Source organism: Actinopolyspora lacussalsi, assembly GCA_030803735.1.
Classification (GTDB): domain Bacteria; phylum Actinomycetota; class Actinomycetes; order Mycobacteriales; family Pseudonocardiaceae; genus Actinopolyspora; species Actinopolyspora lacussalsi.
Genome location: JAURUC010000001.1, coordinates 4,624,905 through 4,637,073 on the forward strand (window position 1 = coordinate 4,624,905; position 12,169 = coordinate 4,637,073).

The following is a 12,169-nucleotide window of genomic DNA, read 5'->3' on the forward strand; positions in this document are numbered from 1 at the left end:
CCAGTGGTCAGCCTGGTTGCTCGTCGAACCGCTCGGCGTTGGAACGATCCGTCTCCTCGTAGAGATCGCGTCCCTCGGCGACGGCGTCACCGGCCGCGCCGAGCCCCTCGACGATTCCCGCGGTGGAACTGGTCAGCAGCGCCATCGCGCCCGCGACCGCCTCGGTCGCCTCGCCCACGTCGGGTGCGGGCGGGGGCGACGAAGTGTCGTCCAGACTCGTCGCGGCGTTGCGCAGCTTGTTGGCCACTCCGGTGAGTTCTTCCGGATCCACGTGCGTCCCGCTCACTGCCGAGCCTCCTCCTCGCCGTCGTTGCGCTGCTCGTCGGGAAGCAGAGCGTCCCAGATCACCAGGTCCGCCCCGCTGCGTCGCTGTATCTCCTCGACCTTGTCCATCGGCAACGAGGCCCAGGGCTGCAGCTCGCCGCAGCAGGCGACCAGCGAGTCCAGCGAGGAGTAGGCCAGCACCGCCAGCCTCCCGTCGGCCAGCCTGCGCAGGTCGAGGGTGACCTCGGTGTCCTGTTTCAGCACCCGCTTCGACGGGAGATAGGCGGTAGTCGGTTCCACGCCTTCGCGTTCGGCGATGTAGTCCGCGCCGATTACCGCAGGAGCCTCCGACTCGTGCTGCCGAAACACGTGTTCGTCGCCGATCGCCAACGGTCCTCCCCAGCCGGCCGAAAGTGAATCATTCGGCAGGGTGTCACTCTGAAGGGCGAGATCGACAGGGTGGGACTACTCAGGATGAGCGGTTTCGTGTGGCGTGTCACAGCGAGATGGCGGCACGAATCGAGTCGTGCCGCCACGCGCGGGATCATTCCTCGAATCGTCGTTCCGGTTCGGTGCGTTCGGGCGCTGTGGTGCTCTCGGCACTGCCCGAAGTGGTTCGGTGCCCGACCCCGGTGGTCTCCGGCGAGATCCACACACGCACCTGAACGGGTTCGCCGATGAGCCGGTGTTCCTCCCGGTGCGCGCTCATTCACTCTCACCTGTCAGACGACGGATCGCGGCTCGGCGTCGCGCTTGTTCGTCCTCGTTCAGGCGTCGTTGCTCCATCCGGTCGCAGGCCAGTGACATGCAGGTGTCGCAGGTGGGCATCAGCCAGTCCACCTCGGTCGGATCGATCAGTTCGACGTCCTCGCCGCACAGCGTCGTTCGTCGCTGACCAGGTCTGGGACGTAGTTCCGGCGACAGCGCGTGTCGCCAACCCGCCACCGGCTGCCACCACACCACCGGTCCCCGCCAACGCAGCGTTTCCTCGGGAAGCGTCATGGTCGTTCCTTTCCTGCCATTGGAACGGCGGCACGGAACTCCGTTGCCGTGCTCACCAGACATCGGATTGCACTGGTTAAAGTATTAGTTATAGATAACTGATCCAATACCACGATCTGATGAAAGGCCGAGCAGGACGACCTCGTTTGCCTGAGAGACTGAAGCTTGAAACTCGCGAGCTCAGGAGGCGACCAGGTGACTGACCGTGGCGATGCCAGCGCCCTTCGGTGGCTGATCGGCAACGAGCTACGGCTGGCGCGTGAACGTGCGGGGAAGAGACAGGGCGAAGCGGGTTCTTTGCTCGGGTGCAGCCAGGCGAAGATCAACTACCTGGAAACGGGCCGCAATAAGCAGCAGCCGGACGAAGTCAGCAAACTGCTGCACTTCTACGAAGCAGGAGCCGCGAAAGCCGACCGGCTCGCCGCCATCGCCGGGCATCCCGATCAGGGAACCTGGTGGGCCGATTTCGAGGACGTGGTACCGGACTGGTTCGCGACATTCGTGGGGCTCGAAGGATTGGCCTCACGAGAGTTCGTCTACGAGACCATGACGATTCCCGGACTGCTGCAGACCCGCGAGTACGCGACAGCGCTGCTGAACGGGCATCTCCGTGTTCCCGTGATCGATATCGAGCAGGTGGTGAACCTGCGAATCGCCAGGCAACAGTCCCTCCATAGTTCGCCTCCCCTGCACTTCGAGGTGGTGGTCGAGGAAAGCGTCCTGGACCGCGCCGTGGGCGGGCACGATGTCATGCAGGCTCAGCTACGTCACACCCTGGAGCTCTGCGAGCGGGAGAACATCACGCTGCGCGTGATGCCGCTCTCGGTTCCGGTGCACGACGGCATCGAAGGGGAGTTCATGCTGCTCGACTTCGAGCAGGCCCAGAGCATCGGATACATCGAGTACCCCAGCGGAGCCATCTACATCCAGAATCAGGAACAGGTCGCCGGTTACACCAAGGCCGCTCAGCGGCTGAACGAAGCCGCGCTCACTCCGGAACAGTCGTTGCGGGCGGTCGCCGCCCGTCTCGCATGAGCCGCAACCAGCAAGGAGAGCGAAATGGTCGATGAGGAACGGGTTTTCCGGGTGTCTTCCTACTCGGGAAACGGCGCGAACTGCGTCGAGGTGGGACTGGGCGGCGACGCGGTGGCCGTGCGGGACTCGAAGGCTCCCGAACACGGGACGCTGCGCTTCACCGAGGCACGGTGGCTCGACTTCCTGGGAACACTGCGCGGTGCGGTGAACGACCGCTGAAGTAGTACCCGGCCGCGGCCCCGATCGGGCGTCAATTTCTCGCGAAATCGCCGCCCAGGCGGGAGGACGCGGCCGTCACCAGCGGCGTTGGATCATCGTTGTCCGGGGTTTCCCCGGTGCTTACCCGCGCAGGCCGCGCAGGAAGTTCCGCCACTGTTGGTGGTCGAAGGTCAGTACCGCGCCCTGGCGGTCCTTGGAGTCGCGGGCGGCGACCGCGCCGGGCAGCGCGGCGACCTCGACGCAGTTGGCCCCGTTGTCGCTGTAGCTGGATACCCGCCAGTCGAGACGGTGGTCCTTGCCGGGGTTGTTGCCGGTCATCGTTCACCTCTCGCTCGGCGGTTCGGTGTGCGGCGGCAGGGAAGCGCAGGGAACCGCGCCGCTCACTCTCCCCGAAAGCGCAGCGGGTCGTCGAGTTCGAGTGAATCGCGGGCCGATTGGCTGATCGTGGCGCCGTTGACATGCACCGAGTGCAGGATGCCGTTGTAGACGAGGTCCCACAACTCGGTGTTCCGCTGCGGATCGTCGAGATAGGAGGAGAACTCGTTGCCGTGGACGTCGACGAGCCGCAGCGACTGGTGCAGCTTCGTTCCGGCCACTTCGACCGAAGCGAGCTGATAGGTCAGCACGAAGTCCCCGTTCTCGTGGGCCAACCAGTCGACCCCGGCGGACAGGTTCGGATTGTGCTTCCGTAGCCCGGAAATCAACGCCCAGGAGCCCAGCGTGCCCCAGAAAACCAGCACTCGTGGCAGGTCGACCCCGCCCATGAAGACACCGATCACGAAGATGACGGCTACCAGGGTCAATCTGGCCAGCAGGGAGCGTAACCGGGAGTGGTGGAACCACTCGACCATCGGAGAAACCTCGTGCGGCGGCCGTGGTGCGTTGTGCTGCTTGCCCCGTTCGGTGGGCGCGTTCGGGTTGCGGTCTCTGACCAGCGGTGCGCGCGGTGGACGAGGCTGCCCGGTGCGCGGGTCGGGGCAGGGCGGCAGTGTGGCCGGGTGGTTCATGGGTGCTCGTTCCGGTCGGCGTGGTCCGAGTGTTCGGTTATCGATCCGCCCCGATCGGCCGTCAATTTCTCGCGAAATCGCCGCCCAGCCGGGAGGACGCGGCCGTCACCAGCGGCGTGAGATCGCCCCCGCCGGGCAGCGAGCCCAGCGGCCACCAGCGCAGGTCCACCGACTCCTCGCTGCGGCGCGGCACGGCACCGGAGGGCGCGCGCACCACGAACCGCACGTCGAAGTGCCGCGTCGGCTTGCCCAGCGAGCAGGTGACCGGGTGCACGTCCAGGTGCACCGGGTCGGGATTAACCACCAGCCCCTCGATGCCGGACTCCTCGGTGGCTTCCCGCAGCGCCGCGGCGGCCAGCGTCTCGTCGGCGGGCTCGCAGTGTCCGCCCAGCTGCAACCAGCGTCCGACCCTGGGGTGCAGCGTCAACATGGTGTGCTCGCCGCTGTCGTCCAGCACCAGCGCCGAGGAGGTCACGTGCCCCGGCTCACACTCGCGCAGGCAGGCGTCGCCACGCGCCCGCAGCAGCCCCACGAAGGCGTGCCGCAGCGCCTCCTGCCCCGAATCGGGTGCCCCGCCGGCCAGTGTGGGCGGTGTCCAGTCCTCCAGCGTGTGCAGCGCGTCGGTGTGCGGCCCGTTCAAAGCTCCACCAACCCCTCTTCCGGATCGCGCGGTTCCCGCGGCCCCTCGTGCGGCTCGGCCGGATACCCCACGGCCACCGCCCCCAGCGGCTCCCAGTGCTCGGGTAGCTCCAACGCGTTCCGCACCACCTCGGGGCAGAACAGCGTGGAGGATACCCAGCAGGAGCCGAGGTCCTCGGCGGCCAGCGAGACCAGCAGGTTCTGCACGGCGGCCCCGCCCGCGACCACGAACATCGAACGTTCGGCGTCGGTGCGGCGCTCGTCCGGGTAGTCGTGCGCGCCGTCCCGGAGCAGGAACGGCACCACCAGCTCCGGCGCCTCGTAGAGCAGATCGCCCCGGCCGACCCTGCGGCGGGCCCGCTCCTCGGCGAGCCCGTCCACGCGCAGGTCCTCCAGCCACGCGGTTCGCATCGCGTCCAGCAGTTTGCCGCGCAGCGCGCGGTCCCGCAGCCACACGAACCGCACCGGCCGGGTGTGGTGCGGGGCGGGCGCGGTCAGCGCCGCACCGACCGCCCGGCGCAGCGCCGCGGCGTCCACCGGTGTGTCGGCGAACTCGCGCACCGAGCGGCGCAGCAGCACCGCCTCGCCGCGTCCCTGCGCGATCGCCTCGGCGGTTCCCAGCCGGAACAGGTCCTCCTCGACGGTGCGCACCAGGTCACCCGCTCGCGAACCGTCGGCGCGCTCGTCGATCCCGCGAACCACCGCGACCGGGGTCCTGCCCAGCTTGCCCTTGACCAGGTCGGCGGCCCCCGCGATCTCGTCGGCCACCGCCACTTCGGTGACCTCCAGCTCGTTGCCGAGCGAGTCGGTGGAGCCCGCGTAGCGGTGCAGCACCGCCACGCCCGCCGAACCGATCGCCACGTCGGTCTGGCCGAGCCGCCAGGCTCGCCCCATCGTGTCGGTGATCACCACGGCGACCCGTACCCCGGCCCGCTCGGCCAGCTCGGCGCGCAACCGCTCCGCCGTGGCGTCGGGGTCGCGGGGCAGCAGCGCGATCCGATCGGTGGCCACGTTGGACGCGTCCACCCCGGACGCGGCCTGCACTATGCCGAGCTTGTTCTGTGTGATCAGTGTCCTGCCCTTGCGGGCCAGCACGTGGTCGGCCTCGGCCAGTACCTGTTCCCGTCGCAGCCTGTCCCGCTCCTCGGGATCCGGCGGCGTGTCCATGACCCGTCCCTCGATCTTGGACACGATCTTGCTGGTGATCACCAGGACGTCGTCGTCGCGCAACCAGGGTGCTGCCGTCAGCAACGCACCCGCGAGATCGTCGCCCTCCGCGAACTCCGGCAGTCCCGGAACGGAGTGGACCCGCAGTTCCTCGTCTGCGGCGTGGTCGTTCATGCGGTCACCTCCGGAGCGGCCACCCCGCCGATGTCGAAGGCCGCTCGCGCCATCTCCGCGCTCGCCGCGGTGTCCGACATGAGCAGCGGCACCGAACGGGTCGCCACGCCCGGCACCTGGGCGGTGTCGGTGCTGTGGACCAGCCAGGCGTCCAGGATGCCCTCCCCGGAGGTGGAACGGGAACCGTAGTGCTCGCCTACTGCCTGGGCGGTGCTGCTCACCCCGATCGCGCGCAGGCAGGCGTCGGCCATGCCGCGCACCGCCCCGCCGCTGATGATCGGGGAGAGTCCGACCACGGCCGCCGTCGTCTCGCGCAGCGCCGCACGCACCCCCGGTACGGCCAGCATCGTCCCGATGCTGACCACCGGGTTGGACGGCGCCACCAGCACGATGTCGGCCTCGTTGATCGCCTCGGTGGCCCCCTCGTGGGCGGTCGCCTCGTCCGCGCCGACCGGAACGATCGCGTTGGCCTCGGGCCTGGCGCCGTAGCGCACCCACCACTCCTGGAAGTGCACCGCTCGCGCGCCCGAGCCGGAGGGGTCCTCGATCGCCACGTGCGTCTCGACGCGGTCGTCGGTCACCGGCAGCAGCCGCACGCCCGGTCGCCACCGGTCGCACAGCGCCTCGGTGACCTCCGAGAGCGGATACCCGGCCCGCAGCATCCTGGTGCGGATCAGGTGGGTGGCGATGTCGCGGTCACCCAGCCCGAACCAGGTGGGCTCGGCCTCGTAGGCGGCCAGCTCCTCCGCGACCGACCAGGTCTCCGCCTCGCGGCCCCACCCCTTGGCGGTGTCGATGCCACCACCGAGGGTGTACATGCAGGTGTCCAGGTCCGGGCACACCCGCAGACCGTGCATCCAGACGTCGTCGGCGATGTTGACTATCGCGGAGACCTCGTGCGGTGCGGATCCCTCGGGTTCGCCGACCGGGGGTAGCCCCAGGGCCTTCTTGACGCCGAGCAGGAACTGCGCTCCACCGACTCCGCCGACCAGTACTGCGACCTTCACGTCCCGAATCCTCCCACGGGGCGAAGCGGGGGTTGTCCCGCGGCTCGGTGAACTCCGCGCGCGACAACCGGTGCCGGTCGGAGCGCCGAGCCGTCCGGCGTGTTCGCCCGTGGCGGGTCACGCGAGGAGCGTCACTCCCAGAAGCGGAAGTACAGGTTGCCGTACCCGTAGAGGCGGGTGCTACCGCCGACCGCGTTGAACAACGCGTCCGCGCCGTTGAAGAAGACGTAGCTCGCTCCGGGGATCACGAACAGGATCAGCACGATCCCCAGCGGCGCCCACGGCCGGGCCTGTTCCCCGAAGTGCCGTGCCTTGGGCGAGAGCCAGGGCTCGATGGCGCCGTAGCCGTCCAGCCCGGGAACCGGCAGGATGTTGAGCACGAAGGCGATCACCTGCAGGAAGGCCAGGTAGGACAGCCCGGCGGCCAGCCCGAGCGGCATCTCGATCGTGGCCACCGAGGCGGTGAGACCGATTCCCAGCAGCAGGTTCATCGCCGGACCGGCCAGTGAGACGTTCGCCTCGTCCCGTTTGGACCGCAGCGCCGCGTGGTTGATCCACACCGCGCCGCCCGGCAGCGGGATGCCGCCGATGAGCACGAACAGGATCGGCAGCAACAGGCTCAACACCGGATCGGTGTAGCGCCTCGGGTCGAGGGTGAGATAGCCCTTCTCCCGCACCTCGCGGTCACCGCCGCGCAGTGCGGCGACGGCGTGCCCGAACTCGTGCAGGCACAGCGAGGTGGCCCAGCCACCGAGCACGAGGAGCACGACTCCGGTGATGATCAGCGCCCGGTTGTCCGAGGTGGCCAGCACGCCGCCGAGGACTGTGACCGCCAGCAGGGCGAGGAACAGTGGGCTGATACGCGTCGGGGTGTTTCGCACCCCACCAGTCTCCCGGTCGCTCGCCGGGCGTCGTCGCCGCATCGGTGGTATCCCTGTGTCCGAGGATCTTGAGCGGTCCGGACGGGGGATCCCCGTTGGACTGTTCCGGTTACCCCGTTCTGCTCCTTCGGTAGGTGGAACCGTCCCTCTACGGGATGGTCTCCGCTTGACCGTGGCGGGCTACACGGGTGTAATCACATTGGTGTTATTTACCGCTGGAAAGATTGATCGGTTGACTCGGTGGGATGGGGAAACCGATCACCTGATCCGGCGGTGCCGGGTAACGGGAGGCCCGGTTAGTGCACGGTCGGAGGAACCGCGATGGCGTGATCGCGATTTCGTCCGGCGGTCGGTATTCCGGCCACGCCGAACCGGTTGTCCGGTTCATCACGTCCCGTGAGTCCTGGGGAGGGCCGCGGGAACGGAAAAATTTAACGGGGGAGGTTCAAATGTTGCGGACCGAGCAGGAAGGTCTGACAGCGGGGGAGGACGCTCGCGTCGCCGAGATCGACATTCTGGCCGGGCTGATCGAGGCGGAGGAAGATCAGGACTGGCAGGAACGCGCGCTGTGCGCCCAAACCGATCCGGAAGCGTTCTTTCCGGAAAAAGGTGGTTCCACTCGCGAGGCGAAACGTATTTGCGCCGGATGTGAAGTACGTTCGGAATGTCTCGAATACGCCCTGGAGCACGATGAAAGGTTCGGTATTTGGGGCGGACTTTCCGAACGGGAACGGCGCAGGCTCAAACGGCAGGCCAGTTGATCGAACTCTTCGGTTCCGGTCGTCGAGGGGTCGGGTGGCGGGGGCTCCCGCGAGCTCTCACTTCGGGAGTCTCTGACGCTGAACAGGTACTGTCTCACGTTGGGGCCGTCCTCGGGAGCGCACGCGGGAGAACCCGCCGCGGTGGCGGCTGCTCGGGCGGTTTCCGCTGCTGTCACACCGAGGACACCGCCATCCGATGATCAACTCGATCGTTCGCCGCGTCGTCCGCTGCGGTAACGAATTCCTACTCGTCGGTAAGAGCATGTCCCGGAACGCGTGGCCGTCCATTACCGTCGTGCGGTGATCGGACCACGGCACGCGGGAGGACACGGTGGCCGCATTACGTTCCGCCGGGGAAACGGGCGGTGAACACCACCCGAGCACGGCACCGGTGCTGGCGGTGCTGGTGTGTCATCGGGGCGCGGAGTGGTTGCCGGAGGCGCTGACGGCGCTGCGGCGCCTGACGGTGTTACCGCGCCACTTCTTGGCGGTGGAGGTCGGGTCGGACGAGGAAACCGTCGAACCGTTCGCGGCGGAGGCGGCGCTGTCGGCGACCGACGGTGTCGCTGTGGAGAGTGCCACTCCGGACGGTGCTGATCCGACCGGTGCTGGTCCGGACGTTCCCGCGGCCGACGTCGCGGAGTTGCTGGACGGTGTGCTCACCGTCGGAAGCGACACCGGTTTCGGCGCGGCAGTGGCGCACGCCGTGGAGTACGCCGAGCAGCGCTGGGGCGATCCCGGTAACTGGCTGTGGCTGCTGCGCGACGACGCCGCTCCCGAGCCCGACTGCTTGGACACGCTGCTGCGGGTGGCCGACAACGATTCCTCGGCGGCCGTGCTCGGCCCGCTGGGACTCGACCGGGACGATCCGCGGCTGATCGTCGACGCGGGACTGTCGATGGACACATCGGGCCGGGTGCGTACCGGTTCCCGGTCCCCGGGACTCGATCCGGCGCTCGGCGACGCCCCGGGCGGTGCGGGCTCCGCGTTGCAGGTGTCCGAGGTGTTGGCGGTCTCCGGGGCGTGTGCGCTGGTGCGGCGCGAGGTCTTCGACGAGCTCGATGGATTCGACGAGCGACTGCCACCGGGCTGCGCGGAGGTCGACCTGGGTTGGCGAGCCAACGCCGCGGGACACCTCGTGCTGTGCGTGCCGGAGGCCCGCATGCGGCGCGTGGCCGCCGCGCGCACCGGCGAGCGGGGTGAACCACGGCACGAGGGGGCGGACTCCGTCACCGCCGCCACCGTTCGGCGCCGGGGCGAGGTACTCACCTACCTCGCCAATGTGGGCAACCGCGCCTACCGGTTCGGCGTACCGCGGCTGGTGCTGCTGGCGCTGCCTCGGAGCTTCGTACGGCTCGTGACCGGACGGGCACCGGAGGCGTTCGCGGAGCTCGTGGTGGGACTCCGACTGCTCACGGGAAGACTGCGGCTCCGTGACGCACGAGTCGGCCACGGCAGAGCCGCCACGGCGGGCAGTGGGGTCGACGGCTTGTTGACCGGCAGGGGCGACCGGATGCGCGACCTCGTGCTGAGCGGATATGCCCGGTTGGTGCGTAACCGGGTGCGGCACGACGCCCGGATCGGCCTCGACCGGTCGAGTGCCTCGCCCGCCCGGGTGCCCGACGTGCCGAATCCCGCCAAGCACGGACCGGACGCGTTGCCGAGCGGAGCCCTGGGGCACGCGGGTGCCCGCCGACGCTCCGCGATGGGGCTGCGCAGACCCACCGATCCGGTGGTGATCGCCGTGCCCGAACACCACTCCGCCGCCGCACGGGAGAGCGAGGCCGAGGCTGACGAGGCCGGCGACGGAACCGAAGCGCGAGCACGCCCCACCCCGGCCCCCCGCGACGGCGCCGCCGACACCTCGCCGCCGGCGGAACTGCTGTTCGTGCCGGTCGACCGTCGGCGAGTGCTGCGCGAGCTGCTGCTGAACCCGCCGCTCGTGCTGTTCGTCGGGCTGGTCCTGCTGGCCCTGCTCGCGCACGGCCCGTTCGCCGAGACCTCCCGGCTGGGGACGGAACTGCACGGTGGCAGGCTGCTGCCCGCGGCGGGGCTCGAGCAGACGTGGTCGAGCTACCTCGCCGCGTGGCACCCGAGCCACGGCGGAACCGGATCCCCCGCACCGCCGACCCTGCTGGTGCTGGGGTTGTTGGGCGGGCTGCTGGCCCCCTTCGGCGGTCCACCCGCCGCGGTCGCCCTGTTGCTGCTGGCACAGTTGCCCGCCGCCGGGCTGTCCGCCTACCTGGCGGGCCGCTCGATTCCGGTTCCCCGGAGTTGGCTGGCGGTGGCCGCCGCGGCCTACGCGCTGCTCCCGGTCGCGATGGCGGGGGCCGTGCAGGGACGTCTCGACGCGGTACTGGCTCATGTACTGCTTCCGCCGGTGCTGGCGGGCCTGGCCGGGTTGTTGGGACTGGTGCCGCGATACCGGGGCGGGCGGCCCAACTGGTTGGGCACGGCGTGCCGTACCGCGCTCGCGGCGGCGGTGCTGGCCGCGTTCGCCCCCGGCGTGTACGTACTGCTGGTACTGCTCGCGGTGGTGGGGTTCCTCTGCCCGCCCTTCGCACCGGCGGGCGCGGTGCGCAGGCTGGCCGGGCTGGCCTCCTTCGTGCTGCTTCCCGTCGCCTGTCTGCTGCCGTGGCCGGTGGTGGCGCTGCGGCATCCGGAGCTGCTGTTGCACGGTCCCGGCGTCCCGGTGACCGAGCATCCCGCCGGACTCTCGCTGCTGGCGTTGCACCCCGGAGACACCGCGTGGGGTTGGGTCGCCGTTTCACTGCCGGTGGGCGCGGCGCTGCTCCTGTTGTTCCGGGTTCCCGGTCGTGCCGCGTTGCCCGGCTTGGTGGTGGCCTGCTTCGGCTGGGGCGCGAGTCTGCTGGTCGCACGAATCTCCCTCCCCCCGCTGCTCGGTGGGACCGAGAGCGTCGGGTGGGCCGGTGGAGCGTTGCTGCTGACGGCGTGCGGCCTGCTCTGGGTCGTGCTGGCGTGCCTGGCCGGGCCTCGAAGGTGGTCGGCGGGTGTGCCGTCTCGGCGACCGATGGGAGCCGTCGCTGTCGTGGTGCTGCTGTCACTGGCGCTCGGGACGCTTTCCACGGCACGGTCCGGCCCGCTGCGTCCGGTCCCCGAGACGTCGACCGCGGCGGGCGACACCGGCTACTGGCTGACCCTGCGCCCCGATTCCGGAGTGCCGCGGCTCACGCCCCGGCCGCGGCCCCGGTTCGGAAGTGCTTCGCTGGCGCCTGCTCCCGGCGCCGTCGCGGCGCTCTCGCGTATCCAGGCCGATCTGCTGTCGGGGGAGGCGGAGCGGGTGCGTTCCGGGGTGGCCGCCGCAGCTTCCAGGGGAGCGGGGCGCATCGCGATTCCCGGTGACACCGACTCGGGGGAGTTCGTGGAACTCTCGGGCCGAACCGTCGCGGCCAACGGGGACTCCGTGCGCGGGCGACGGGTGTTCCGGGTTCTGCTGCCCCACACCCCCGTGACGCTGCTCGGCCCCGCGCTGGCGCGCAACGCCCGGGAGGACGTCTCACCGCGCCCCAGAACCCGACCGATAGGGGTATCCACCCGGTTGCCGCACGTGACGATTCGGGTGTCCAAGGGCGGTCCCGGAAGGGTGCTGTTGCTCGCGGCCCAGCGGGAGTCCGGGTGGCGGGCGTACATCGACGGTTCGAGCGTGGGCCTCGCCACTGGTTGGGGCGAGCAGGTGGCCGTGCCGTTGCCCGAGACGGGTGGGCAGGTGAGGATCGGTTTCACCGCCGTGCCGCGTACCAGTCTGCTCGCCTTCCAGGCCGCCGCGATCCTGTTCACACTGATCGGTGCGTTCCCCGGTCGCGGTCGACGGCAGCGGGACGACTCCCCGGAACACTGATACGGCGCGACCCCGCGTGGTTTCGATTTCTCGCGAAATCGCCGCGCGGGGTGCGGCACGAGAGCCGGACTCCCACCACCCCGTGGGCCGGACTCCCACCACCCCGCGGGCCGGACCCCTACCACTCACGCAGCTCGACCGACCGCGGGTTCTC

Annotated in this window: 14 protein-coding genes; 4 read left to right on the top strand and 10 right to left on the bottom strand. The window is 69.7% G+C overall.

What is annotated here, in order from left to right; all coding sequences use genetic code 11:
• Positions 1-7: 7 nt before the first annotated feature.
• The 4 genes from J2S53_RS20630 to J2S53_RS20645 form a co-directional block, all read right to left on the bottom strand.
• Positions 8-286, bottom strand: coding sequence for a WXG100 family type VII secretion target (locus tag J2S53_RS20630; protein WP_092928087.1), 279 nt, complete (start codon positions 284-286; stop codon positions 8-10).
• On the bottom strand, positions 283-654 hold the full coding sequence (locus J2S53_RS20635; protein ID WP_456242376.1) for an SAV_915 family protein: 372 nt from the start codon (positions 652-654) through the stop codon (positions 283-285). Before J2S53_RS20635 ends, J2S53_RS20630 begins: the two co-directional genes overlap by 4 nt.
• A 154-nt stretch (positions 655-808) precedes the next feature.
• On the bottom strand, positions 809-973 hold the full coding sequence (locus J2S53_RS20640; protein ID WP_456242377.1) for a hypothetical protein: 165 nt from the start codon (positions 971-973) through the stop codon (positions 809-811).
• Entirely contained in the window at positions 970-1,266 is a 297-nt protein-coding gene (locus tag J2S53_RS20645; RefSeq protein WP_456242378.1) for a zinc finger protein, read from the bottom strand. The genes J2S53_RS20640 and J2S53_RS20645 overlap by 4 nt, the downstream gene beginning before the upstream one ends.
• Before the next feature lie 195 nt (positions 1,267-1,461).
• Between J2S53_RS20645 and J2S53_RS20650 the strand changes: the two genes are divergently transcribed.
• Both J2S53_RS20650 and J2S53_RS20655 read left to right on the top strand, forming a co-directional pair.
• Complete coding sequence (locus J2S53_RS20650; protein ID WP_456242379.1) at positions 1,462-2,301, top strand: helix-turn-helix domain-containing protein; 840 nt, start codon at positions 1,462-1,464, stop codon at positions 2,299-2,301.
• Positions 2,302-2,325: 24 nt separating this feature from the next.
• Positions 2,326-2,520 (top strand): DUF397 domain-containing protein, encoded by a 195-nt coding sequence (locus J2S53_RS20655; protein WP_456242380.1) that lies wholly within the window; start codon positions 2,326-2,328, stop codon positions 2,518-2,520.
• 120 nt (positions 2,521-2,640) lie between these two features.
• Here the strand turns inward: J2S53_RS20655 and J2S53_RS20660 are convergent, their stop codons facing one another.
• The 6 genes from J2S53_RS20660 to J2S53_RS20685 all read right to left on the bottom strand — a co-directional run bounded on the left by J2S53_RS20660 (position 2,641) and on the right by J2S53_RS20685 (position 7,437).
• Positions 2,641-2,838, bottom strand: coding sequence for a DUF397 domain-containing protein (locus J2S53_RS20660; RefSeq protein ID WP_456242381.1), 198 nt, complete (start codon positions 2,836-2,838; stop codon positions 2,641-2,643).
• Positions 2,839-2,900: 62 nt separating this feature from the next.
• Positions 2,901-3,527 (bottom strand): hypothetical protein, encoded by a 627-nt coding sequence (locus J2S53_RS20665; RefSeq protein WP_456242382.1) that lies wholly within the window; start codon positions 3,525-3,527, stop codon positions 2,901-2,903.
• Between the two features lie 61 nt (positions 3,528-3,588).
• Positions 3,589-4,167, bottom strand: coding sequence for an NUDIX hydrolase (locus tag J2S53_RS20670; RefSeq protein WP_456242383.1), 579 nt, complete (start codon positions 4,165-4,167; stop codon positions 3,589-3,591).
• Positions 4,164-5,507, bottom strand: a complete 1,344-nt coding sequence (locus tag J2S53_RS20675) for a coenzyme F420-0:L-glutamate ligase (RefSeq protein WP_456242384.1) — start codon at positions 5,505-5,507, stop codon at positions 4,164-4,166. The genes J2S53_RS20670 and J2S53_RS20675 overlap by 4 nt, the downstream gene beginning before the upstream one ends.
• Positions 5,504-6,514 (bottom strand): 2-phospho-L-lactate transferase, encoded by a 1,011-nt coding sequence (cofD, locus tag J2S53_RS20680; protein WP_456242385.1) that lies wholly within the window; start codon positions 6,512-6,514, stop codon positions 5,504-5,506. Before cofD ends, J2S53_RS20675 begins: the two co-directional genes overlap by 4 nt.
• 131 nt (positions 6,515-6,645) lie before the next feature.
• A complete protein-coding gene (locus J2S53_RS20685; protein ID WP_456242386.1) occupies positions 6,646-7,437 on the bottom strand; it encodes a site-2 protease family protein in 792 nt (263 codons plus the stop codon).
• 407 nt (positions 7,438-7,844) lie between these two features.
• On the opposite strand from J2S53_RS20685, the gene J2S53_RS20690 reads away from it, so the two are divergent.
• Positions 7,845-8,156 carry a WhiB family transcriptional regulator gene (locus J2S53_RS20690; RefSeq protein ID WP_092974895.1) on the top strand — a complete coding sequence of 104 codons (312 nt, stop codon included), beginning with the start codon at positions 7,845-7,847 and terminating at the stop codon, positions 8,154-8,156.
• A 331-nt stretch (positions 8,157-8,487) separates the two neighbouring features.
• Complete coding sequence (locus tag J2S53_RS20695) at positions 8,488-12,015, top strand: glycosyltransferase family 2 protein (RefSeq protein WP_456242387.1); 3,528 nt, start codon at positions 8,488-8,490, stop codon at positions 12,013-12,015.
• The last annotated feature ends 154 nt before the right edge of the window (positions 12,016-12,169 follow it).

Bases quoted from the DNA above. Each gene is read 5' to 3' on its own strand.
- J2S53_RS20645 (WP_456242378.1), bottom strand. From the start codon at position 1,266: ATGACGCTTCCCGAGGAAACGCTGCGTTGGCGGGGACCGGTGGTGTGG.
- J2S53_RS20685 (WP_456242386.1), bottom strand. From the start codon at position 7,437: ATGCGGCGACGACGCCCGGCGAGCGACCGGGAGACTGGTGGGGTGCGA.
- J2S53_RS20655 (WP_456242380.1), top strand. From the start codon at position 2,326: ATGGTCGATGAGGAACGGGTTTTCCGGGTGTCTTCCTACTCGGGAAAC.
- J2S53_RS20640 (WP_456242377.1), bottom strand. From the start codon at position 973: ATGAGCGCGCACCGGGAGGAACACCGGCTCATCGGCGAACCCGTTCAG.
- J2S53_RS20665 (WP_456242382.1), bottom strand. From the start codon at position 3,527: ATGAACCACCCGGCCACACTGCCGCCCTGCCCCGACCCGCGCACCGGG.
- J2S53_RS20660 (WP_456242381.1), bottom strand. From the start codon at position 2,838: ATGACCGGCAACAACCCCGGCAAGGACCACCGTCTCGACTGGCGGGTA.
- J2S53_RS20675 (WP_456242384.1), bottom strand. From the start codon at position 5,507: ATGAACGACCACGCCGCAGACGAGGAACTGCGGGTCCACTCCGTTCCG.
- J2S53_RS20690 (WP_092974895.1), top strand. From the start codon at position 7,845: ATGTTGCGGACCGAGCAGGAAGGTCTGACAGCGGGGGAGGACGCTCGC.